The 23,938-nt window shown below is 32.8% G+C and carries 25 protein-coding genes; 13 read left to right on the top strand and 12 right to left on the bottom strand.

The genetic code is table 11. From position 1 onward, the window contains the following. The first annotated feature begins 141 nt into the window (after positions 1-141). From AC1Q5Z_RS17310 to AC1Q5Z_RS17300, 3 genes are all read left to right on the top strand, one after another. On the top strand, positions 142-492 hold the full coding sequence (locus AC1Q5Z_RS17310; RefSeq protein ID WP_276172804.1) for a four helix bundle protein: 351 nt from the start codon (positions 142-144) through the stop codon (positions 490-492). Positions 493-548: 56 nt separating this feature from the next. Next, the gene (locus AC1Q5Z_RS17305) at positions 549-2,354 is read left to right on the top strand and encodes an acyl-CoA dehydrogenase FadE (RefSeq protein WP_492446106.1); all 1,806 of its coding nucleotides are present in this window, start codon (positions 549-551) and stop codon (positions 2,352-2,354) included. Between the two features lie 230 nt (positions 2,355-2,584). Further along, the gene (locus AC1Q5Z_RS17300; protein WP_492446104.1) at positions 2,585-3,679 is read left to right on the top strand and encodes a glycoside hydrolase family 18 protein; all 1,095 of its coding nucleotides are present in this window, start codon (positions 2,585-2,587) and stop codon (positions 3,677-3,679) included. A 52-nt stretch (positions 3,680-3,731) separates the two neighbouring features. Here AC1Q5Z_RS17300 and AC1Q5Z_RS17295 read toward each other — a convergent pair whose 3' ends face one another. The 4 genes from AC1Q5Z_RS17295 to AC1Q5Z_RS17280 all read right to left on the bottom strand — a co-directional run bounded on the left by AC1Q5Z_RS17295 (position 3,732) and on the right by AC1Q5Z_RS17280 (position 6,211). Further along, positions 3,732-4,223 carry a hypothetical protein gene (locus AC1Q5Z_RS17295; RefSeq protein WP_198856478.1) on the bottom strand — a complete coding sequence of 164 codons (492 nt, stop codon included), beginning with the start codon at positions 4,221-4,223 and terminating at the stop codon, positions 3,732-3,734. Between the two features lie 83 nt (positions 4,224-4,306). Beyond that, complete coding sequence (locus AC1Q5Z_RS17290) at positions 4,307-5,221, bottom strand: transporter (RefSeq protein ID WP_198856479.1); 915 nt, start codon at positions 5,219-5,221, stop codon at positions 4,307-4,309. A 41-nt stretch (positions 5,222-5,262) separates the two neighbouring features. After that, entirely contained in the window at positions 5,263-5,778 is a 516-nt protein-coding gene (locus AC1Q5Z_RS17285) for a DUF4251 domain-containing protein (RefSeq protein WP_492446101.1), read from the bottom strand. A gap of 4 nt (positions 5,779-5,782) precedes the next feature. Further along, on the bottom strand, positions 5,783-6,211 hold the full coding sequence (locus AC1Q5Z_RS17280; protein ID WP_492446099.1) for an META domain-containing protein: 429 nt from the start codon (positions 6,209-6,211) through the stop codon (positions 5,783-5,785). A 213-nt stretch (positions 6,212-6,424) separates the two neighbouring features. Between AC1Q5Z_RS17280 and AC1Q5Z_RS17275 the strand changes: the two genes are divergently transcribed. After that, positions 6,425-6,952 carry a superoxide dismutase family protein gene (locus tag AC1Q5Z_RS17275; RefSeq protein WP_111289248.1) on the top strand — a complete coding sequence of 176 codons (528 nt, stop codon included), beginning with the start codon at positions 6,425-6,427 and terminating at the stop codon, positions 6,950-6,952. A 110-nt stretch (positions 6,953-7,062) separates the two neighbouring features. Next, positions 7,063-8,265 (top strand): LETM1-related biofilm-associated protein, encoded by a 1,203-nt coding sequence (locus AC1Q5Z_RS17270; RefSeq protein ID WP_343585574.1) that lies wholly within the window; start codon positions 7,063-7,065, stop codon positions 8,263-8,265. 39 nt (positions 8,266-8,304) lie between these two features. Here the strand turns inward: AC1Q5Z_RS17270 and can are convergent, their stop codons facing one another. From can to AC1Q5Z_RS17250, 4 genes are all read right to left on the bottom strand, one after another. Next, positions 8,305-8,940, bottom strand: coding sequence for a carbonate dehydratase (gene can / locus AC1Q5Z_RS17265; protein WP_198856483.1), 636 nt, complete (start codon positions 8,938-8,940; stop codon positions 8,305-8,307). A 114-nt stretch (positions 8,941-9,054) separates the two neighbouring features. Further along, a complete protein-coding gene (locus AC1Q5Z_RS17260; protein WP_343585572.1) occupies positions 9,055-10,701 on the bottom strand; it encodes a SulP family inorganic anion transporter in 1,647 nt (548 codons plus the stop codon). An 83-nt stretch (positions 10,702-10,784) separates the two neighbouring features. Beyond that, positions 10,785-11,066, bottom strand: a complete 282-nt coding sequence (locus tag AC1Q5Z_RS17255; RefSeq protein ID WP_233074096.1) for a hypothetical protein — start codon at positions 11,064-11,066, stop codon at positions 10,785-10,787. Between the two features lie 122 nt (positions 11,067-11,188). After that, positions 11,189-11,668, bottom strand: coding sequence for a Dps family protein (locus AC1Q5Z_RS17250; RefSeq protein ID WP_111379024.1), 480 nt, complete (start codon positions 11,666-11,668; stop codon positions 11,189-11,191). 107 nt (positions 11,669-11,775) lie between these two features. Here AC1Q5Z_RS17250 and AC1Q5Z_RS17245 point away from each other — a divergent pair, with 107 nt between their 5' ends. Continuing rightward, positions 11,776-12,723 carry a LysR substrate-binding domain-containing protein gene (locus AC1Q5Z_RS17245; protein ID WP_198856487.1) on the top strand — a complete coding sequence of 316 codons (948 nt, stop codon included), beginning with the start codon at positions 11,776-11,778 and terminating at the stop codon, positions 12,721-12,723. A gap of 28 nt (positions 12,724-12,751) precedes the next feature. On the opposite strand, the gene AC1Q5Z_RS17240 is transcribed toward AC1Q5Z_RS17245, so the two are convergent. Both AC1Q5Z_RS17240 and mnmC2 read right to left on the bottom strand, forming a co-directional pair. Continuing rightward, positions 12,752-12,949, bottom strand: coding sequence for a hypothetical protein (locus AC1Q5Z_RS17240; RefSeq protein ID WP_202003427.1), 198 nt, complete (start codon positions 12,947-12,949; stop codon positions 12,752-12,754). A gap of 166 nt (positions 12,950-13,115) precedes the next feature. Continuing rightward, positions 13,116-13,778, bottom strand: coding sequence for a tRNA (5-methylaminomethyl-2-thiouridine)(34)-methyltransferase MnmC2 (mnmC2, locus tag AC1Q5Z_RS17235; RefSeq protein WP_343585566.1), 663 nt, complete (start codon positions 13,776-13,778; stop codon positions 13,116-13,118). A 309-nt stretch (positions 13,779-14,087) separates the two neighbouring features. On the opposite strand from mnmC2, the gene AC1Q5Z_RS17230 reads away from it, so the two are divergent. Continuing rightward, a complete protein-coding gene (locus AC1Q5Z_RS17230; protein WP_198856489.1) occupies positions 14,088-15,158 on the top strand; it encodes a branched-chain amino acid aminotransferase in 1,071 nt (356 codons plus the stop codon). 302 nt (positions 15,159-15,460) lie between these two features. Here AC1Q5Z_RS17230 and AC1Q5Z_RS17225 read toward each other — a convergent pair whose 3' ends face one another. Further along, positions 15,461-15,841 (bottom strand): pyrophosphohydrolase domain-containing protein, encoded by a 381-nt coding sequence (locus AC1Q5Z_RS17225; RefSeq protein ID WP_286968840.1) that lies wholly within the window; start codon positions 15,839-15,841, stop codon positions 15,461-15,463. A gap of 417 nt (positions 15,842-16,258) precedes the next feature. On the opposite strand from AC1Q5Z_RS17225, the gene AC1Q5Z_RS17220 reads away from it, so the two are divergent. The 4 genes from AC1Q5Z_RS17220 to AC1Q5Z_RS17205 all read left to right on the top strand — a co-directional run bounded on the left by AC1Q5Z_RS17220 (position 16,259) and on the right by AC1Q5Z_RS17205 (position 19,025). After that, complete coding sequence (locus tag AC1Q5Z_RS17220; protein WP_492446094.1) at positions 16,259-17,461, top strand: SRPBCC family protein; 1,203 nt, start codon at positions 16,259-16,261, stop codon at positions 17,459-17,461. Positions 17,462-17,539: 78 nt separating this feature from the next. Next, on the top strand, positions 17,540-18,082 hold the full coding sequence (locus tag AC1Q5Z_RS17215) for an RNA polymerase sigma factor (RefSeq protein WP_198856492.1): 543 nt from the start codon (positions 17,540-17,542) through the stop codon (positions 18,080-18,082). Between the two features lie 33 nt (positions 18,083-18,115). Next, positions 18,116-18,535 (top strand): hypothetical protein, encoded by a 420-nt coding sequence (locus AC1Q5Z_RS17210; protein ID WP_278020852.1) that lies wholly within the window; start codon positions 18,116-18,118, stop codon positions 18,533-18,535. Positions 18,536-18,566: 31 nt separating this feature from the next. After that, entirely contained in the window at positions 18,567-19,025 is a 459-nt protein-coding gene (locus AC1Q5Z_RS17205; protein WP_198856494.1) for a sensor of ECF-type sigma factor, read from the top strand. A 71-nt stretch (positions 19,026-19,096) separates the two neighbouring features. Here the strand turns inward: AC1Q5Z_RS17205 and AC1Q5Z_RS17200 are convergent, their stop codons facing one another. After that, on the bottom strand, positions 19,097-20,158 hold the full coding sequence (locus AC1Q5Z_RS17200) for a WD40/YVTN/BNR-like repeat-containing protein (RefSeq protein ID WP_198856495.1): 1,062 nt from the start codon (positions 20,156-20,158) through the stop codon (positions 19,097-19,099). A 250-nt stretch (positions 20,159-20,408) separates the two neighbouring features. Between AC1Q5Z_RS17200 and AC1Q5Z_RS17195 the strand changes: the two genes are divergently transcribed. After that, positions 20,409-21,701, top strand: coding sequence for a hypothetical protein (locus tag AC1Q5Z_RS17195; RefSeq protein ID WP_492446091.1), 1,293 nt, complete (start codon positions 20,409-20,411; stop codon positions 21,699-21,701). A gap of 131 nt (positions 21,702-21,832) precedes the next feature. Continuing rightward, complete coding sequence (locus AC1Q5Z_RS17190) at positions 21,833-23,812, top strand: KUP/HAK/KT family potassium transporter (RefSeq protein WP_198856497.1); 1,980 nt, start codon at positions 21,833-21,835, stop codon at positions 23,810-23,812. The last annotated feature ends 126 nt before the right edge of the window (positions 23,813-23,938 follow it).

Here is a 23,938-nt window from a genome sequence, read left to right as displayed (position 1 = left end):
TATAGAATAAAGAGAATAGATGTTTTTCTTTGAGAATAAAAAGATTTACTTTTTGGAATGATAAAAGATTCAAAAAACAAAATAAAAAATAGTATTAATCTTACTTTTTATTTTAATTTCTTAAATTGACTCAAAAAAAACATGAGACATAATTATAAGAACTTGAAGATTTGGAAGATTGGAATTTCGATTGCTAATGAAATTTCAGATGTATTAATAGAATTTCCAAAACACGAACGATACGATTTGAGTTCTCAAATAAGCAGATGTTCGGTTTCGATGCCTAGTAATATTGCAGAAGGATCTTCAAGAACAGATAAATCTTTCAGTCACTTTTTAGACATTTCTCTTGGTTCTTCATTTGAACTAGTTACACAATTATTGATTGCTAAACATAGAAAATATATAAACGAGATACAATTTAACCAATTAGAAATTAAAATAGAAGAATTCCAAAGAATGACAATGAGTTTTCAAAACGGACTAAAGTAAAAGTCTATTTTCTATACTCTATACTCTATTTTCTTTCATAAAAAAACAAAAACAAAATGGCAGATACAATCGAAAAAAACGTGACTCGTGGCGGTCAGTTTTTAGTTAAAGAAACAAAATGCGAGGACATCTTCACACCAGAAGATTTCTCCGAAGAGCAGTTAATGATGCGTGACTCTGTAAAAGAGTTCGTAGACAAAGAATTATGGGCGCATAAAGATCGTTTTGAGAAAAAAGATTATGCGTATACAGAATCATCTATGCGCAAAGCTGGTGAACTTGGACTTCTTGGAGTTGCAGTTCCGGAAGAATACGGCGGATTAGGAATGGGATTTGTTTCTACAATGTTGGTTTGTGACTACATTTCTGGAGCAACTGGTTCGTTCTCAACTGCTTTTGGTGCTCATACAGGAATTGGAACTATGCCAATTACACTTTATGGAACTGAAGAACAAAAGAAAAAATACGTTCCGTTATTAGCTTCTGGAGAATGGTTTGGAGCTTATTGCTTAACTGAACCAGGCGCAGGATCTGATGCTAACTCAGGAAAAACAAAAGCAGTTTTATCTGAAGACGGAAAATACTACTCTATTACAGGACAAAAAATGTGGATTTCGAATGCAGGTTTCTGTAGCGTTTTCATCGTTTTTGCTCGTATTGGAGACGATAAAAATATTACAGGTTTCATCGTAGAAAACGATCCTTCAAACGGAATTTCTATGAATGAAGAAGAGCATAAATTAGGAATCCGTGCTTCTTCTACTCGTCAGGTTTTCTTCAACGAAACGAAAGTTCCTGTTGAAAACATGCTGTCTGAAAGAGGAAACGGTTTCAAAATCGCAATGAATGCTTTGAACGTTGGTCGTATTAAATTGGCTGCAGCTTGTTTAGATGCTCAAAGAAGAGTTACTTCTGGAGCTGTAAAATATGCTAACGAAAGAATTCAGTTCAACACTTCTATTTCATCTTTTGGAGCTATCCGTTCTAAATTAGCTGAAATGGCGACTAACGCTTATGCTGGAGAAAGTGCTTCTTACCGTGCTGCAAAAGACATCGAAGACAGAATTGCTGCTCGTGAAGCAGAAGGAACTTCTCACCAAGAAGCAGAATTGAAAGGTGTTGAAGAATACGCTATCGAGTGTTCTATCTTGAAAGTAGCCGTTTCTGAAGACGTTCAATCTTGTTCTGACGAAGGAATTCAGATTTTTGGTGGAATGGGATTCTCTGAAGATACTCCAATGGAGAGTGCTTGGAGAGATGCTCGTATCGCTCGTATCTATGAAGGTACAAACGAAATCAACAGAATGCTTTCTGTAGGTATGTTGATCAAAAAAGCTATGAAAGGACATGTTGATTTACTTGGACCAGCAATGAAAGTTCAAGAAGAATTAATGGGAATTCCATCTTTTGATACTCCAGATTTCTCTGAATTATTCTCAGAAGAAAAAGGAATTATTGCTAACCTTAAGAAAGTTTTCTTAATGGTTGCTGGTAGCGCCGTTCAAAAATATGGTCCTGAATTAGATGCTCACCAACAATTATTAATGGCAGCTTCTGATATCTTGATCGAAATCTACATGGCTGAAAGTACTATTTTGAGAACTGAAAAATTAGCAAAAGCTCAAGGCGAAGATAAAGTTCAAGAGCAAATTGCTATGGCAAAATTATACTTATACAAAGCGGTTGATATTGTAAACTTAAGAGGAAAAGAAGGAATCGCTTCTTTCGCTGAAGGTGACGAACAACGTATGATGTTAATGGGACTTAAACGTTTCACTAAATATACTAACCTGCCAAATGTTGTGGCACTTAGAGAAAAAATTGCAGCAAAATTAGTAGCAGAAAACACATACTGCTTCTAATTTCAAAATAGTTTTTAGCTTTTAATTTGTTATAAACCCGCACAAGTCCGAAACTGTGCGGGTTTGTTTTTTTATAATTTTCAACGAAAGGCATTTCTTATAAGACGCAATAATTTTGCAATTATTTGCAAAATATTTGTTAAAATTAGCTTTCAGACTCATAGAGAATAGTCAAACATCAAATGGATTACATTATATTTAACGTTCTAAAAACTATAAAAAACAAAATAATGAAACAAATTAACCTAATTGCATCATTTTTATTGTGCTTTTGCTTCACCGCTGCTTTCGCACAGAAAAATAAAAAAATGGACATCATTGCCTATTACACTGGCGATTCTCAACTTATTGATCAATACGAAGTTGGAAAATTGAACCAGATTATTTTTAGTTTCTGTCATTTAAAAGAAGGCAAACTAAGTGTTGATTCCGCTAAAGATTCTCTTACAATCAAACATTTAGTTTCCCTTAAAGCGAAAAATCCGCAACTTAAAATCGTTTTATCACTTGGTGGCTGGGGAGGCTGCGAACCTTGTTCTGAAGCTTTTTCTACTGCAGAAGGACGCTTAAAATTTGCAAAATCTGTAAAAGAAGTAAGTGACTATTTTAAAGTTGATGGTTTAGATTTAGATTGGGAATACCCATCAATTGAAGGGCTTCCTGGTCATTTATACCAGCCAGCTGACAAATCTAATTTTACTGAATTGATTAAAATATTACGTTCAACTTTAGGTAAAAAATACGAATTGAGTTTTGCGGCTGGAGGTTTCCAAAAATGTCTGGATGAATCTATCGACTGGAAAGCTGTTGCTCCTTATGTAAACCGCATTAATATTATGAGCTACGACTTAGTAAACGGATATTCAAAAGTTACGGGTCATCATACGCCATTATATAGCACAAATCCGAAAGAAGAATCTACTGACAGAGCTGTTGAGTTTTTATTAAAAGCTGGTGTTCCTGCTGAAAAATTAGTAATTGGAGGTGCATTTTATACTAGACAATGGAAAAATGTAGAGAATATCAACAACGGATTGTATCAAGCTGGAGAACACTTTCAAGGTGTTGACTTTAAAAACTACGCTACAACATATACAGAAGCAAACGGCTGGAAATATTTTTATGATGAAAAAGCTCAAGCACCATATTGGTACAATGCATCAACTAAAACTTTTGCAACATCAGATGATTTAAAATCGATCAAAGCTAAAGCTGAATATGCAAAAGCAAAAAAATTAGGTGGAATTATGTTTTGGGAACTTACTTTGGATAGTTTCCGCGACGGAATGGTAAATGAGATTTACAAAGTTAAAACTGAAAAATAAAAAAAAGCGGGAATCAAATTGATTCCCGCTTTTTTTTATTAGACGAATATTTTTACATCGTTTTAGTCTTGTTTTTATCCATTTCACCAATAAATGGAATAGCTTCTAAAATTTCGCTTCTAATTATAGTTTGAAGATAAACCTCAAGCTGAATAAATTTTGCTGCATTTATTGAACCAATTGCTTTTTTGGCCTGATTATAAGTTTTAGAGTAAAGCTTTTCATAATCAACATGGTTTTTCAAAGTAGCTTTTGCCAATTCATCAGCTTTAGCATCGGTTAAAGTTTCGTAATTAGCCGCATAATCATTTATCAATTGAAACTTTGTCTGCCCTAAAGCCTTTCGCGACGTTTCATAATTATCGTAAACTTTTGCAAAGGCTGCCGCTTGTGCGTCAGATAAATTCATGTACTGTTTTACCAAGTCAGCTTTAGATTTTCCATAAACACTTTGCACTACTTCTAAATCTTCTTTGTAAGAAGACTGCGCATAAGATGAAAATGAGGCTACTGCCATGATAAGAATAAGACTTAATTTTTTCATAGTTTCAATTTTAAATTTGTTTTTAAAAATATATGCATACTCAAATATACTGATTTTAAACACATTAAATCATAATCAATATTTTAAAAGAAAGAATATTGATAAACTGCTGATAAGGCATAATAATTTAGTCCGTTATTGGTATAAGCTCCAATATGATATTGAAATCTGACCGACTGTCCTTTCGCAATTGGAGTAGAAAAAGTTCCTCCTACTCTCCAGTTATCAATCTGGCTATCATCTGAAACTCCATCAGTAATAGTTCGTCCTCCAAAAAACCAAGTCGTATTGAAGCCAACCCACATTTGGTTCTTAAAATAATAGCTTGCATGCGCCTGAAGGCTATAGGTTGGTTTTTGCTCTAATTTTTTCCCTAAATAATCATTATTATCCGTATAAAACCACATCCCGCCATAGGCCTCGGCATATACATGAGCAAACCGTTTCGACACCCCTATTTCAGGCTTAAAAGCCCAGCGGTTTGTTCCAATATTTACTTGTTTATCACCATAATATCTTCCTGTTGGAATTGAAGTAACCAAACTGACTCCAAGAATTGTTTTTTGCTCAAAACTTCTGAATTCAGATTTATCAAGTGCAGGAGAACCTAGCAAATTAATTCCGAAACGCACTTTCATATCTGCAAAACCAGTTCTTGAGCCAGTAACCAGCTGATCACTAATTACAGCAGATCCATCCATAAACGTAAAAGGTAGCGCTACCTGTATACGAGCCAGTTTATCTGCCATTCCAAAAGTTCTGATATAATTTACAGCCATATTGTGGCTTTGAAGTGTAAAATCTTTTATGGGTAGAGAAGGATCTGTCAGCACATTTCCATTCATAAAAACATAACCTGCAGCAATTACATTTAAACCTTTAGGAACATTTGCATACACTCTGGGTTCCAAATCCTGACCAAATACGCTGCACACACCAAAAAAGAAAAACAAAACCGAAAACTGCCACTTTAATAACCAAAAAAAGATTCTTACCATATATTCAGACGAATTTGTGACAAGTTTAGTATTGAATTAAATCATTGTTTCTCTGCTGATTTTGGAGCATATATTACTCCATCATAATTAATTGGACCTCTATTATTGCTACTCACAGAAAGTGTTGTACTTCCGTTATAGAATATAGAAAACGTTAAATCATAGACATCACTTTTACCTCTTACTGTTGCCTTTAGAATGGTATTATTCTTTTTAGTTTCAACCTTAATATTCTCAGGCTTGCCTTCAAATTTTATTCCGCCATCGCTATTATATCCTACATTATAAGCACGTCCAAAGAAAGGCAAATCGCAAGTTGTGTTATCCGCATTAAACTTTAAAAAATAAGTATTATAATCGAGCTGAAGCAATCTACCTCCTTGAGGTGTTGCTTTTTGGGCTTCAAAAACAAAATTTTGAGAATCTATAAGAGCTTTGATTTCATTTTGTTTCTTTAACTCCCTTTCTTGTTTAAGTTCTTTTTTTGTTTTCTCCTGTGCAGAAACTGAAAAGTTAATTACAATCAAAAACAGTAAGACAGATAATTTAGTTTTCATAATACTATTTTTTCGTAAAACGCATCATGGCAATATCGCCAGAAATAAAATTCAAAGTCTTACCATCATCAGTTACATCGTAAGAAGTTATTTTTTGAAGCGTACTCAAATAAGTTTGTTCACCTTGCAATCCATCCAAACACATCATTTTGGTTACTGCCATTGGCTGAGTAAAATCAATTTTGTTGCCATCAACAACCAATTTCCCTGTGTATGAATTACAGCTTGCGTTACCAGAAACCTGATTTGTTTTGGTATCAAATTGTATGGTTGGTTTTTTATTTGGGTATAATCCATCAAAAGTAATTCGTGGTCCAGAAATGTAATTCAATTCCCAAGTTCCATCAAGTTTAGAAACTGAACCTGTTTTTGCGCATTTGCAGGAAATTAAAAACGAACTAAAAAAAACGAGGGTAAAAATCTTTTTCATCATAACATTAAGGATTAAATGTGAGCGAATTAGACAAATGGTTTTCAGAAATTATTCGTTAAAAACCTATACGAATTTAAGCAATATTTTCGGTTTTTAACTCAATCAATATCAAATTATAACGTATAGTTTGACTTTTTTTTAACTTTTAGAGTTAATCAATTCCGTTATTTTATGTTAAATTTACTTAATCTTTAACTAAAAATGCCCGTAGATATGAAAAAACTAATTGTTTCTTTCGCTATAATTACAGCCTTAATCGTTGGCTGTAAAACAAATAACAAATCAAATGATGCTAAAACTCTGACTGTTGCATTAGAACCAAAAAGCAACAGCAAAGTAGCCGGAACTGCTACTTTTGTTGAGAAAAATGGCAAAGTAACTTTTACAGCAAAAATCACTGGATTAGAACCTGGAGTTCATGCCATTCACATTCATGAAAAAGCAGATTGTAGTTCTGCAGACGGAAGTTCTGCTGGAGGACACTGGAATCCGACTTTCAAAAAACATGGAAAATGGGGAGTTGGAGAATATCATAAAGGTGATATTGGAAACTTTACCGCTGATGCAAAAGGTAACGGATCTATCACTTTAACTACTGACGAATGGTGCATTGGATGCGGCGACAGTAACAAAGATGTTCTAGGAAAAGGCTTAATTGTACATGCAGGAACAGACGATTTTACAACCCAGCCAACTGGAAATGCAGGAGGAAGAGTTGCTTGTGCAGGAATCATTAAATAAGAAAAAATTTAAATAACCGCTATTTTTAACAAAATGTAGCGGTTATTTCATTTTAAAATGAATTCTAAAACAAGAAAAAGACATAGCTTTGCATCAGCAAAATTAAGTCCATGATTAACCCATCAGCACCAGGCTGGATCGATAAATTTTTTAGTGAACAGAAGTTTTCAGAAGCAATTCCTTTTGAAACGGTGGATTCGTTTTACTATAAAGTGAGAGAAACGGGATTCATTTACGGACATATTATTGCGATAGATTCTCAAATTCCGATTCCGATAAAAGGCTGGTTTAAAACCGAAATTTCAAAAGTTGCTTTACTTAATACACTCTATCATGTTTTTTGTTTAGAGAAAAGAAATTCGGAACCTAAAAATTTTATTTCTGAAGCTTTAAAGTTTTACAAGCAAATGAATCCAGAAGGATTTAATTTGTTTAAAATTTTATTGCCAAAAGATACGCCTTCCCTATCTCTGGAAAATATTATTGACCAGAGAGTTCAAACCAATGACAGCATTATTAGTAAAAACTTTTCGCATTTGGTAACCAATGCGCTTTTGTTTATTGATGTTTTGGCTTTCAGACAATATTTGGAGCATGGAGAAATTCCTGAAAAATATTTAAAAAGAATCGAGGAGACGGTTCTCGGAATTGTTGGTTTGGCCTTAAAAACCAAAACAGTAAAATCTCAGCATGATGATTTATTGATCAAACTTTTTGAAGCTTCTATACGCTATTCCAAATTTTCGAAAGTTACAGTTGAAACTTTAGAAACTTTAAATCTTGACTATTTTAAAAATAGACTTGAACATTATTACCTAATAGATATGGCTGGAATGGCTTTGTGGAGCGATGGTGTAGTTGAAAACGAAGAATCTTATTTTCTATACGCTTTAGGTTCAACAATGGGAGTTTCTGACGATTTTGTAACAAAAAGTATGGATACAACCAATACTTTTATTACAACACATAAAAAGAAGATTCCATATTTTAATTATTCCAATCCTGTTAAGCACTTTTATGATCAAATGACGCACAGTGTAGTCAAATTAATCATAAGAAACAAAAACCGATTGATTAAAGAAATTGTTCAAAGTAAAGAATTGATGGTGCTACTTGCCTATTCTACAACAAGAGATTTGGATGCAAAGGAAAAGAAAAAAGTAAAAAAACAGCTTTTGGACATTTGTAAAACCATTCCATCGCTAACCATATTTTTACTTCCTGGAGGAAGTTTACTTTTACCGATACTGATTAAGTTCATCCCAACAATGCTGCCATCGGCATTTAATGAGAATTTAGACGAAAACGAATAAAAAAAAATCGCCCTCTAAGAGGGCGATTTCTATTTCTTATTAAAAGTCCAGCTTATAAACACTATCAAGCTCTGCATTCGAACTGATTGTAACATTTAAATCTGTTACAAAACCAGAATTCAATCCATAAACCCAACCGTGAAGCATAAGGTCTTGACCGTTTTGCCAAGCATTTTGAACAATTGACGTTTTAGCTAAATTATAAACTTGCTCTTTAGCATTTATTTCTACAAAAGCATTGAATCGCTCTGTTTCGTCTTCGATCGAATTCAAGTATTTATCATGCAAACGGTACTCATCTTTAATGTGACGAATCCAGTTATCAATAATTCCAACAGATTGATGCCCCATTGCCGCTTTTACACCTCCGCAACCGTAATGGCCACAAACAATAATATGTTTTATTTTCAAAACATTTACTGCATAATCTAGTACACTTAGCATATTCATGTCAGAGTGAACAACCATATTTGCAATGTTTCTGTGTACAAAAACTTCGCCTGGTTTTGCACCAACAATTTCGTTTGCAGGAACACGGCTGTCAGAACATCCAATCCATAATAGTGGTGGCTGTTGTCCTTTTGCCAAATCAGCAAAATAATTAGGGTCTTTTGCCAATGAAGTTTCAACCCACTTCTTATTATTTTCTAATAACTGCTCATAAAATTTTCTCATTTTTTTATTTTTTGTGTGGTAATTTCTAATTCTAGGAATGTCTCAAAAAAGAACTTAAATGTAAAGTTACCTAAAATTTGACATTTCTAAGGCCTTAAAAACACCATTTTTTAATTATTCTTCTCTAACAACTTCTTTTTTAACCAGTTCTCTTTTTGCTACATCATAATAGTGTTCTATTGTAACATGATTGTGGTTTTCGGGTGTATTTTCTAATTCGTATGCTTCTTTAAATCCTTTAAGCTTTACTTTGATGTTTTCATCGATAGCTCTGGTTTCCTTAAATTCACGAATTAAATCTAAAACGTCATGAGCAATATACTCTGTATCATGAGCATTGATGATTACTTTAGAATTTTCTGGAATTTCTGCCAACGTTTGTTTGATTGCCGCTTTATTTAAAAACGAAACTTCCTGAGCTAAATCAATATGAATAAGGTCTCCATCTTCATATTCTTCTTTCTTGAAAACATAAGCTCTTTTCAAATTTCCTCTCAAAACAAAAATAATACTGATAACAATTCCCAGCGCAACACCTTTTAGCAAATCTGTCGCAACAACAAAGACCAAAGTTGCAATGAAAGGTACAAACTGGTATTTCCCCTTTTCCCAGAAATGCATAAAGGTTGCTGGTTTTGCTAGTTTATATCCAACCAAAATCAAAACAGTCGCCAATGTTGCCAGTGGAATCTTGTTTAAAATTGCTGGTATAGACAATACACTTATTAATAGAAGCACACCATGAATAATGGCTGACATTTTAGATTTTGCTCCTGCATTGTTATTTGCAGAAGATCTTACTACTACAGAAGTCATTGGCAAACCTCCTAAAAGAGAGCTCACAATGTTACCAACTCCTTGTGCTCTAAGCTCAACATTAGTATTGGTATAACGTTTTTGAACGTCCATTCTATCAGAAGCCTCAATACATAAGAGCGTTTCAATAGAAGCGACAATGGCAATTGTAATAGCAACTACCCAAACTTGCGGATTTGTAATAGCAGTAAAGTCTGGGGTAATTATAATTGATTTAAAGTCATCAAAAGATTTTGGAACTGGCAAAGAAACCAAATGTTCTTTTGCAATTGCCAAAGTGCTTCCTGTAGATACAAATATTTCGTTTAAAACAACTCCAGCAATTACAGCAACCAAGGCTCCTGGAACTAGTTTTATTCTTTTTAAGAAAGGAACTTTGTCCCAAGCTAATAAAATCACCAATGAAACCGCAGAAATTACTACAGCTCCTAAGTGAATATGATTTAAAACATCAAATAAAAATGAAAACGAATTGCTTCCATCATTTTGAACAAAAGCCTGATCTCCTTCGAAATCTGCATCATAACCAAAAGCGTGCGGTATTTGTTTTAAGATGATAATGATTCCGATACCCGCTAACATTCCTTCAATTACGTTTGTTGGAAAATAGTTTGATATACTTCCTGCCTTTAAAAATCCTAATGCTAATTGAATTAATCCAGCAATAAAAACAGACATTAAAAATACATCGAAAGCTCCTAAATCGGTAATTGCGGTTAAAATGATAGCTGTTAACCCAGCAGCTGGACCCGATACACTAATATGCGACTGGCTTAAATATCCAACAACAATACCACCCACAACACCAGCAATAATTCCAGAAAATAACGGCGCTCCAGAAGCCATTGCAATACCTAAACACAACGGAAGAGCCACCAAGAAAACCACTAAACCTGAAGCAAAATCAGATTTAAGGTTGGCAAAAAGATTGATTTTTTTTGTCATAATATAATACTAAAAAAATTATTCATTAAAGATTTACCCCATCTCGATAGAAATGCGGCTAAAGTTCGAAATAATCGGAAGTATTATGCTACGTTTGGTGGTGGAGCAAAAATGCTCGGAGAGATGTTGTCTAGTTTGACAATGTTTTCAGAAATGATTGTTTTTTTCTCGATATAAACCGGAATCAAAACTTCGTGCTCAAGAATAGTTGGATGAACTACATTTTTAAGTTCTTTATGCACTTCTTCTTCAGCAATACTAAAAGATATAGCCGTATTATTTCCTTTCTTAATCGCCTGGACAATTGTCGGGGTCGATAAGAAGGCAATAAATATGAATAATAATATGCGAGCTATAAATTTCATTGAAGCAAAAATAGCGTTAAACAAATAAAATCAAAGAGATTTTTATAGAAATTTAACATAAACAAAAAAGCAGAATGCAATTTTTATTCCATTCTGCTTCTATTTTATTAAAAACCAATATTTTACAATGATTCTTCCAACCAAGCATTCATCATCCAAATTGTTTTTTCTTGCTCTGCAATGAAGTCGCTCATCATAGAATTGGTACCCTCATCATTAATTTCGTCAGATTTGTTCAAGATTTCTCTTTCAATTTTTAATAAATCTGATAAAGAGTGAACAATAAGCTGAACCGCTTTTTCATCGTTAGAAATATTTTTTCCTACTGTCAATTTATTATTTTTAATATAATCTTCAAAAGTATGCAGAGGCGTTCCTCCTATTGTCAAAACTCTTTCTGCGATCATATCTATTTTTAATTGTGCATCTGTATATAATTCTTCAAATTTTACATGTAAATCAAAGAAACGTTTTCCGCGAATATTCCAGTGAATTCCTCTCAAGTTTTGATAATAGACTTGAAAATTTGATAATAACACATTCAATTCTTTTACTAATAATTCTGATTCTTTTACTGGTAACCCTAAAATATTTGTCTTCATAATCTTATTTTTTACACTAATTTACTACAAATTTAGAGTAACTTTACTAAAATAAACATAAATAAAAATTATATTTTCTTATTTTTGCATCACAAATTACTATCAACATGACTATAACTCAATTGCAATATGTGTTAGCGGTTGCTGAGCATAAAAATTTCACTCTTGCTGCTGAAAAATGCTTCGTAACACAGCCAACTTTAAGTATGCAAATACAAAAAATCGAAGAAGAACTTAATATTTTAATTTTCGATAGAAGTAAAAAACCGATCCAACTTACTGATATTGGACAAAAAATCGTAAATCAGGCAAAAAATATTGTAAACGAGGCTGATCGTATAAAAGATATAGTAGAACAACAGAAAGGTTTTATTGGCGGAGAATTTCGTTTAGGAATTATTCCAACGATTATGCCAACGTTGCTTCCTATGTTTTTGAATAACTTCATTAAAAAATATCCAAAAGTTAAACTCTTAATTGAAGAGTTGAATACCGAGGAAATTATTCTGAAACTAAAAAACGGACATTTGGATGCTGCAATTGCTGCAACACCGCTTGAAGACGAAAAAATTAAAGAAATTGTTTTGTATTTTGAACCTTTCGTAGCATATATTCCTGAACATCATGCAAGTTTTCAGAAAGAAGAAATTGAAGTTTCCGATTTAAATCTGAATGAAATTCTGTTATTACAAGACGGACATTGCTTTAGAGATGGTATTTTAAATTTGTGCAAAAATGTCTCAGACGCCGATCAAACTAATTTTCAGATTCAAAGCGGAAGTTTTGAAACCTTAATTAAATTGGCAGACGAAGGCCTTGGTACAACGTTACTTCCGTACTTGCACACTTTAGACTTAAAAGAATCCGACAAACTGAAGCTCCGTAATTTTAAGGAGCCAAAACCTGCTCGAGAAGTAAGTTTAATTTACCCAAAGAGCGAATTAAAGATGCAAATCATTGATGCATTAAGATCTACAATTGCTGGCGTTGTAAAAGGCGCAATTGTTTTTCAGAATGTTCAAATCATTAGTCCGTTACAAAAGAAAGCGCAATAAAAAAGGAGCCAATTTGGCTCCTTTCTTTTTATACTTTAATTAGCTGTAGACTTGGCTTTAATTCTGGTTTTCCAACAACGAAATTAAGTAACCACTCTTGCAATTGTTCCATTTCGTAAGGTAACAGTGTTTTGATAGCTTTTTCTAACTCTTTGCAGAAAAGTATCGGATCGAAACTAACTCTCTCAAGTATTGATTTCGTGTAATCAAACATCATTTTTGACATAATAAAATAAGATTTTCGGGGGTTATCTATTTTTTTAAACTCGAGCCAAATTTAAACAATTAACTAACATAAATTCTACTTTTAACTTATTTTTTTAAAAACTTTAGCAACGAATACGTTTTCTTAAAACACATAAATCAATGTAGAATTATTCTAAATAACTCATTTAAACCTTTTTAAAAGCTCGAAACATTTCTCTTTTTCCTGGAGGCCCTGCTAATTTTTCTACAGTAAATCCAACTTCAATCATGCTTCTTTTAACAACTCCTCGAGCTGCGTATGTAACAAGAACTCCGTTTGGCTTTAAACTGTTGTACATTTTCTGAAAAATTTCGGTACTCCAAAGTTCCGGTTGCACTCGGTAACCAAAGGCGTCAAAATAAATCAAATCAAAAATTTCAAAATCGTTTATTTCGTGAAAAAATTGTTTTCTTTTGGTTAACGAGAACTGGTCGCAAATTTCTATTTTTTCATTCCATTGAGATTTATGCATTTTTTCAAAAATGTTATAAAATTCCGATGCATCCAATTCATCAGCATAATTCATTTCCAAAATCTCGTCTGCATCTACAGGATACGCTTCTACTCCAACATAATCAATCGCCTGTTTCTTTCTAACAGATTCCAAAAAAGTAATAAAAGCATTTAACCCTGTACCAAAACCAATTTCTAATATACTTATAGGATTATCAAATAATGAAAGACCGTTTTTAATAAAAACGTGCTTTGCTTCCTGAATTGCGCCATGTTTAGAATGATAGCATTCATCCCACTCTGGTAAACGAATTGTAGTTGAGCCATCTAGCGTTTTAATTATTTCTCTTTTCACTTTTTTCAGAATTTTACAATGGCTTTTTATTGGTTTTCAAGCCATTTTAATAATCAAATTTAATCAAAACTAATGCGTAAAGCCTTAAAAAACCGTACTTTTTTCATAAAATCTTTATAAAAACCAATCAAATATTTGAGTTTATTATAGGATAAATAAATCTCAATCAAAACCATTAAATAATGAATTTTCGCTAAGCATTTTACAGATTTTTACGTAATTTTGCATTCAATAAATTCCATTTTACACGATATCATCACTCTAGTATTTCTGACAGTGAAGAATATCTCACAAAAAACTTACATAACTATGAGTACAACTCAAACAAGCAAAATTGAAATCATTAAAGCTACTTCTACAAAAATCAACGAAGTAGATTTTGACAACTTAAGTTTTGGTGCTGTATTTACAGACCATTTATTCGAATGCGATTTTAAAAATGGGCAATGGCAAAACCCTGTCATTAAGCCTTATGCTCCAATTTTAATGGACCCGTCATCAAAAGTCTTCCATTACGGACAAGCAATTTTTGAAGGAATGAAAGCTTATAAAGATGACAATAATGATGTTTGGTTGTTTAGACCAGATGAAAACTTCAACCGTTTCAACAAATCGGCTGTAAGAATGGCAATGCCAGAAGTTCCTGAGGCTATTTTTATGGATGGTTTAAATGAATTATTGAAATTAGATAAAGATTGGATTCAAAGAGGAAACGGAGCTAGTATGTATATTCGTCCATTTATGATTGCTACAGGTCCTGGAGTTATTGCAAATCCTTCTGACGAATATAAATTTATGATTTTACTTTCTCCTGCAAAAGCATATTATGGAGGAGAAGTAAAAGTTATCATTGCTGAGCATTTCAGTAGAGCTGCAAATGGTGGAATCGGTGCTGCAAAAGCTGCCGGAAACTACGCTGCTCAGTTTTACCCAACTAACTTGGCGAACAAAGATGGTTTTCAACAAGTTATCTGGACAGATGATGCAACACACACAAAATTAGAAGAAGCTGGAACAATGAACGTTTTCTTCAGAATTAATGATACTTTATTAACTGCTCCAACAAGCGAAAGAATTTTAGATGGTGTTACCAGAAAAAGTTTAATTGCAATGGCAGAAAAAGAAGGATTAAAAGTTGAAGTTCGCCCAGTAATTGTTTCAGAATTGGTTGAAGCTGCTAAAAACGGATCTTTGAAAGAAATCTTCGGAGCAGGAACTGCTGCAGTTATTAGCGTTATCAAAGGATTCTCTTATAAAGACGAATACTTTGAAATGGCTCCAATCGAGAATTCTTATGCTTCTTTCTTAAAAGAAAAATTAACTAATCTTCAAAACAAACTTTCTGAAGACACTTACGGATGGACAGTTAAAGTTCAATAATCCCAAGATTAACATAAAAATAAACCCGACAGATTTTTTAAAATCTGTCGGGTTTTCTATTTTTCTTTATTCTTAAATTTTACTGCAGAGAACGCCAAGATTAAACACAATCTTGTCATTTCGACGAAGGAGAAATCTTCACTAGTAACTCCGCAATCAGAATCATTAATCTTTGTAGAGTTTCTTGCGAAGATTTCTCCTTCGTCGAAATGACAAAAATGAGACAACGCTTTGCGTTCTTTGCTTTTTTTTTACAAGAACTACAAAAAAAACTTAGCGTTCTTTGCGTTAAAAAAACTTCTTTACAACAATTTCGAAAAATCTGGTTTAAAATAATTTGGACCTTTCATCACTTTTCCATCTTCGCGGTAAATTGGCTGACCATCTTCTCCTAATTTACTCATATTACTGCGCTGGATTTCATCAAAAACTGCTTCAATTTTATCTTGAAGTCCGTGTTCAATAATTGTTCCACACAAAATATACATCATATCTCCAAGAGCGTCTGCAATTTCAACTAAATCATTATTCTGAACCGCTTCATAATATTCCTCATTTTCTTCCTTCATTAAATTATAACGAAGTAATTTCTTTTCTGCTCCTACATCAGCCTTTGGTGTTGTGCTGTGGCCAATTCTAAAAGCAGTGTGGAATTCTGTTACGGCATCAAGTTGTTTTTTCATATAGTAGTTTTCTTTTTTTTTGCTAATTTAAGTCACTTTCTTATAAATCTGAAAATTTATTGAATGAAATGAAAAGGCAATTTAGCAGCAAATCGTTTACAAATCTCTAAATTTGCTAAAAATTTTTATAACTATGTTCAGTCAAGGTCAAATACTATTTGGAGTATGTTTTTTTATCGCTTTTGTAATCATCATGATATTTGCTTATCGAAAAGATTTGAAATTACATAAAGTCTTTTATAAAGGGAATTACAAAGTACTCCTAGCCTTTCTGCTTTTTATTGTTCTTTTGTTCGTAATTAAAATATTTTTAAAAAGATAAATTATTCTGGTTGCCATAAAATAAACCTAATCATTATGGGTTATTAGTAAGACTCATGATAAATTTATAACTTTACCGAAACCAAACAATCTACCATGAAAATTCTAAAGTATTTATTTCTTTTTGCACTTTTAAGCTTTGTTGCTCTTACTGTTTTTGTTGCTACTCAGAAAGGAGATTTTTCTGTAGAAAGAAGTAAAGTTATCAATTCGCCTCGTGCAACGGTTTATAACTACTTAAACGACTTTAGAAATTACGAAGATTTTGAATCATGGTCGGTTGAAGATCCTTCTATCAAAATGACTTATGCTAATAAAACAAGCGGAAATGGCGCTACATTTTATTGGGATGGTGCTGATGGAAAAGGAAACTCTATTATTCTTAAAACAAAAGACGGCGAAAGCATTGACCAAAAAATGCAATTTGACGGTACAGAAGCTGATGTAAATTGGACTTTAAAAGATACTTTGAACGGAAAAACAAAAGTTACTTGGAAAGGAAAAGGAACTATGAGCTTTCTATTTAAAATATATACCGCTTTACATGGAGGTTCAGATAGAGTTATTGGAACTATCTACGAAAAAAGCTTAGCCAATATTGATAAAAACCTAGACTACGAAACCAAAACTTTTGCAGTTACAGTAGACGGAGTGGTAAAGAAAACCGAAACTCCTTATATCAAGCAGACTTTTACTAGTGAGATTGCCAAAATAAGCAAAAATGCTAGAATTGTAATTCCGAAGCTTATTCACTTTAGCGAAACAAATGGTTTGTCTGAGGTAGGAAAACCTTTTATCATTTATCATACGTACGATACCAAAACTGGTTTAGCGAAGATTTCAATCTGTCTTCCTATTAATAAAGAAATTTCAACAAGTTCAGGAAGCGATATTTTAGCTGGAAAATTAAATGGTTTTGACGCTGTAAAAACAACTCTTACTGGAGATTACTCTCATAGAAATGAAGCAATAGCTAAAACAACTGCTTACATCAACAACCAAAAAATTATTCCAGATTTAAGCTGGTCACATCTTGAAATCTTGACTCTAAGTAAATTGGATGTAAAAGCTTCTTCTAAATTGGTAACTGAGATTTATTTCCCTATAAAACCTAAAGTAGTTCCAGTTACTGCTGAGCCTGTTTACGCTCCAGAAAATACTAGTGAAACTCCAAGCGAGCCACGCACAGAACAACCACGCACAGAACAACCACGTACAGAGCCTGTAAAACGTAAACCTGCTGCGCCAGCACCAGCTCCTACGCAAACACCTACACAAGAAGAAGACTCAGAATTTTAAATAATTTCGAAGGTACATTAAACCTTTTCCTTTAAATTCTGTCTAACTTCTATTAAAAAAGTTTACAAAACAAAAAGTTTGATAGACGAGAAAGAATTTATAAAAGAATTATTAAACCCTGAAACGCAAAATATTGCGTTTCAAAAACTCTTGTCTGATTATCAGAAACCTTTGTATTCTCATATTCGAAACATTGTTTTGAATCATGACGATGCTGATGATGTTTTACAGAATACTTTTGTAAAAGTCTTTCAAAATCTTAAAAACTTTAAAGGAGAAAGCAAACTTTTTTCTTGGATGTATCGCATTGCTACCAACGAAGCTTTGACTTTTTTATCGCAAAAAGCGAAATTAAGCGGCATTTCGTCTGAAGATCTGCAAAACAAAACGATTGATAATTTAAAAGCTGATCTTTATTTTGATGGAGATGAAATTCAAATCAAACTTCAAAAAGCAATTGTAACACTTCCAGAAAAGCAACAATTAGTTTTCAAAATGAAATATTTTGAAGAATTGAAATATGAAGAAATCGCAGATATTTTAGGAACATCTGTTGGAGCTTTAAAAGCATCTTATCATCACGCAGTAAAAAAAATTGAATTATATGTTACATCAAATTAAACCTTTTGTAACTAAAACTATCTTATAAGTATTATGAAAACATTTAAATTAGAAAACGAACCCAAAATAAAATCTGGCTTTAAAGCTCCGGACAATTATTTTGATGATTTTTCAGAGAAGGTTTTACAACAATTAAACGAAAAAGAAGTTAAGGTAATTCCTTTTTACAAACGCAAAAAAACAATTTCTCTGGCTGCCGCTGCAGTAATTGCTTTTGCATTACTAATACCAATTGCAAACAATTATAAAGCTAGCGTAAACGATCTTGACGAAGCTACTTTAGAAAACTATTTATCTTATCACTCCAATATAAGCCAATACGATTTAATTCAAACATTAGACGACAGTGACATAGAAAAATTAGGTAACAATGTTACTCTAGAAGACGAAACACTAGAAGATATCTTAGCTGCAAGTCCAAACATAGAACACTTAATTTCAGAACAAAATTAAATCAAACTTAACTCAACAACTTAACTTAGCAATGAAAATAAAAAACATTTTACCGCTACTGCTATTTCTGACAAGTATTTCATTTTTTGCACAAAATGGAAAAATTGATGAAAAGCGAGAAAAAATCAAAGCTTTTAAAGTGTCATTTTTAACAACAGAATTAGAATTAACTTCAACCGAAGCCGAAAAATTCTGGCCAATTTATAATGCTTACGATGACAAGCAATATGAATTAAAGTATCTGAAAATGAAAACTTATATTAAACAGCTTAAAGATGAGAATCTAAAAAATCTTTCAGATAAAGAAGCAGCGACATTATTATCTCAAATAGAGAGTACTGATAAAGAAATATATCAGCTTCGAGACAAATATATGAGCAGCCTTAAAAAAGTACTCCCAGCAAAGAAAATATTATTGCTTAAAAAATCAGAAGACGATTTTAATAGAAAGTTACTGCAACAATACCGAGACAAAGGCAATAAAGATTAAACTTAACGATACAACAGCGATAAGAACCCTATATAATAATACTTACTTTATTATTTAGGGTTCTTATTTTTTTATTTAAAATTAAGTCGAACCACTTTATTATGTCCTGCTGCGATTGCAGTGTTCCTATTCACAAAACGAATGGTAAAAAATCCTTTATCGGTAGAAAGCTGCATCCAGTTTTCTCCTCCATTTTGAGAATATTGTATTCCTTCAGAGCCTACACAAACAATTTCTTTTCCATTACCTCCTGGAACATATTGCACACATGATGCATAGCCAAATCCCATATTCTGACCAATTAATTGCCAAGTCTTGCCACCATCTTTTGTAAAAGCTTTATTATTGGCTTTATTATTAGGAAGATCGTAATCTCCTCCTGCAACGAAACCTTGTTTAGAATCATAAAAATCGGCCGTAAAAATTCCTGTCATTTGTTTTCCCTGCACAATAGGAGTTTCTACAACTTTCCATGTTTTTGCTTTGTCGGGAGAATAAAAAACACGTGCTTTTTTTCCACCTGAAACTAACCATGTATCATTTCCTTTTATAACGATATTAGTGTTACTTGCCGCAAAAGCAGCTTCTCCAGTACTATTTGTTGGCAATTTATCAGACAGTAATTTTGTCCAGGTTTCTCCACCGTCACGTGTAACTATAATAGAAAAAGTATCCTCTGTCGGATCGCCAATTGCAATTCCTTCCTTATCATTCCAAAACTGCATACTATCGTAAAACACCTTCGGATTAACTTCTTTATACACCAATTTAACTTTACGGTCTTTCTTTGAAACGGAATAAAGAAGTGCTGGATTTGCCACACTCAGCAAAAAAATATCTTTTGAAGTTTGTGCTATACTTCTAAATTCTAATTTAAGTGTATCGCGGTAAATATGTTCTTCAAATTTTTCTTTTTTATCCAAATCATAATAACCAAAACGAGAATTATCGGCCCCGTACCAAACTTTATTTTTGTCAATTAGAATTGCTCTAATACTAATTCTGTCTTTAAATAATGTATCTATTGTCATTGAAGTAAAGCCATTATTGTAAACAACGTCAGTTTTATAATTAAATGTCCTAAAAGACATCAATAAAATAAAAATAACACAAAATAAAGAGAGTTTTTTCATAGGAAACTTAAAATTTGGTTAACGCTAAAATACAATTAATTCCAACATAGAAAATTAATTTTCTCATTTTTTTTGACAAGAATATTTGCTATTTCATTTACAGATCTTTATCTAAAAAAAACTCAAAGACATTTCAATAAAAACACAAAACCTTATTAATCAATGCTTTAATAGCAATATTTTAGCACATAAATTTTATGGCACAGTAATTGAATATCTCATAACACAAATAATTTAATACAAATTAGCCATGAAAGCGAATTTACTTTTAATAGCGATATCAGCCTTAGTTTTTGGTTCTTGTGCTGCACAAGGTCAAACTACTGTTTATGCAAAAAACTCAGATATAAGCGATAACTTAGATTTAAGAGCTGTTGCTTCGATGTTTGGAGAATCAGCTAACCTTCAAGATTTTGAAAGACGTTTAAATGACCCTAAATATCAAATATCAAACTTAGACCTTAATGGCGATAACGAAGTAGATTATCTTCGTGTTATTGAGAGCGTTGAAAACAGAACGCACGTTGTAATTATTCAAGCTGTTTTAGATCGTGATGTTTATCAAGACATTGCAACTATTGATGTTGAGAGAGATAATTACAACAAAGTAAGTGTTCAGGTTGTAGGTAACACCTATTTATACGGAGCAAATTACATTTATGAGCCTGTTTATAGTGTGGTTCCTGTTATCTATTCTTCTTTCTGGGTGACAAATTACAGACCGTACTGCTCAACTTGGTATTGGGGTTATTACCCAACCTATTATAGAGCATGGAATCCGTATCCAGTTTACAGATATAGAAATAATGTAAATGTTTATATTAACGTAAACAACCATTACAACTATGTAAATGTTAGAAGAAGCTATTCAGCTCCTGCGATTTATGAAACAAGACGTAGTTATGGTTACGAAAGAATGCGTCCGAACTATAGCTTTGCAGAAAGACATGCTAACACAACCAACAGATATGATTTAGATCAAAGACGTGTTGCGAGCAGAGAAACTAGCAGAAATACATATAATACAAACAGAAATTATACAGGTAGAACTTCTGATAACGGAATCTCTAACAGAACATACGCTGATAATAAAAATACAACAAGCAGACCTACTGTAGACAGAAGCAACAATAACTACGGTAATAGCAATAGTAATAGAGGTTACAACTCTACTGGCAGAAGTTCTGAAAGTGTAAACGTTGAAAGAAACACAACAGGCCGCGGTTATTCTAATAACGCAAATAATACTCCAAGAGTAGAAAGCACTCCAAGGGTTCAGAATACGCAAAGAGCAGATTACGGAAGCACCAGTTCTTCTAATACATCAAGAGGATATTCTAATCGAGAAGCATCTGCTCCAAGAGTAGAAAGAAGCTCAAGAAGTTATTCTGAAAACCAATCTGGTAATTCAAATAGAGACTATTCTGCTAGAACACAACAAAGTCAACGTTCAGAGTCTCCAAGAATAAGCCAAGAATCTAGAGGCGGACAAAGCCAAAGAGAAAGCGGTTCTAGTTCTAGAGGAAATGGAAGAAGAGGTTAATTTTAGAATAAATAATATTTAAAAAGAGAAGCACAATTTTACGATTGTGCTTTTTTTTATCTTTTTAATTTTAAATGCCTCTAATTTGTTTTAAAACAGTAAATTTGCAACCGTCTTTTTATAAAATTAACATGAGCGCATCGCATAAAAACTTACATAGTAAGTTGTCTATTGGGGGTTTATTAATTACTTTAGGGATTATATATGGAGATATTGGAACCTCTCCATTGTATGTAATGAAGGCTATATTAGGCGATCACACGATAAATGCTGATATTGTTTTAGGAGGTATCTCTTGTGTGTTCTGGACCTTAACATTACAAACTACAATTAAATATGTACTTATTACTTTAAGTGCAGACAACCACGGTGAAGGAGGAATTTTTGCATTATATGCATTAGTCAAAAAAACAAAAATTCAATGGCTCATAGTACCCGCCATTATTGGAGGAAGCGCCCTGCTTGCTGACGGAATTATAACTCCGCCTATTTCGATTTCATCTGCTGTAGAAGGAATTAGAGCATTCTACCCAACGATGGAAACACAAACCATTGTGTATATCGTAATTACAATTCTATTCGTTTTATTCACCATTCAGCAGTTCGGAACTAAATTGGTTGGTAAATTCTTTGCCCCAATGATGTTGATCTGGTTTGCAATGTTAGGAACCTTAGGAGCAATTCAGGTATCGAATTATCCAGAAGTAATTAAAGCAATTAATCCATACTACGCTTATCATTTATTATCGATACACCCTGATGGTTTCTTCGTTCTAGGTTTCGTATTCTTATGTACAACTGGAGCAGAAGCATTGTATTCTGACATGGGACACTGTGGAAGAAAAAACATTAGAATCAGTTGGATGTTTGTAAAAACGACTTTAGTTTTAAACTATTTCGGACAAGCAGCTTATTTAATTCATCATGAAGGAAGCACCTTACAGCAATTAGGAGGCGAAAACGGAAACCCGTTTTACTTAATTATGCCACATTGGTTTTTACCATTCGGAATTGTAGTTGCAACTCTTGCAGCTGTAATTGCATCTCAAGCGCTTATATCAGGTTCGTTTACTTTAATTAATGAAGCAATGCGATTGAACTTCTGGCCAAAAGTAAAAATCAAATATCCAACAGAAGTAAAAGGTCAATTATACATTCCATCAATCAACTGGTTATTGTTTTTTGGTTGTGTTGGAATCGTTTTACATTTCGAAAAATCAGGAAACATGGAACACGCATATGGTCTTGCTATCATTTTGTGTATGATCATGACTACTATACTATTAAATTACTACTTAATCATGAAACGTGTAAAACTGTACTTCATGGTACCGTTGATTACTATTTATTTATTGATTGAGTTTAGTTTCCTTTTCGCTAATATTACCAAATTTGCAGAAGGTGGTTATGTAACACTAATCATTGCCAGTATGCTAATTTCTGTAATGACAATTTGGTATTTGGCTAAGAAAATCAACAAAAACTACACGAAAGTGGTTAAGGTTGACGATTACAAACAAGTTCTTGTTGAGTTAAGCCAAGATTTATCAATTCCGAAATATGCTACGCATTTGGTTTATATGACCAACGCTAATCGTGTAGATGAACTAGAGGAAAAAATCATTTATTCTATCCTTCAAAAACGCCCAAAAAGAGCAGATATTTATTGGTTTGTTCACGTTAATATTTTGACAGAACCTTATAAAACGCAATACAAAGTAACAGAAATTGCTAAAGACGATATTTACAGAATTGACTTTAATTTAGGTTTTAGAGAGCCTACCAAAATCAATTTGATGTTTAGAGAAGTTATCAAAGACATGGTAAAACGTGGCGAGGTAGATATTACCAGCCGTTACGAATCTTTAAACAAAAACAATATTATTGGAGACTTTAAATTTGTATTGTCTGAGAAATTCTTATCAAATGACAACGACTTAAGATGGCATGAAAACATTATCATGAACTCTTATTTCTTCATCAAAAAACTGAGTTTGTCTGAAGAAAGAGCTTTTGGTCTAGACAGCAGCTCTGTTAAAATAGAGAAATTCCCAATGGTGCTTCATGCTCCTGAAAATATTGGATTAACGAGAATTATTTCTAAAGAGTAAAACTCAAAAAAAGATATTTCTAAAAAAACACTCTAAATCAGAGTGTTTTTTTTCTTTTAGTAGCAGTCTGAGCAAGATTCGGTATTAAAAATTTAACTTTCAACCAATTAATACTACCTTTGCACT

Source organism: Flavobacterium sp. GW823-FHT06G12 (genome assembly GCF_058794775.1).
Note: the sequence above shows the minus strand (reverse complement) of the source record. Positions and strands in the feature narration are given on the sequence as shown.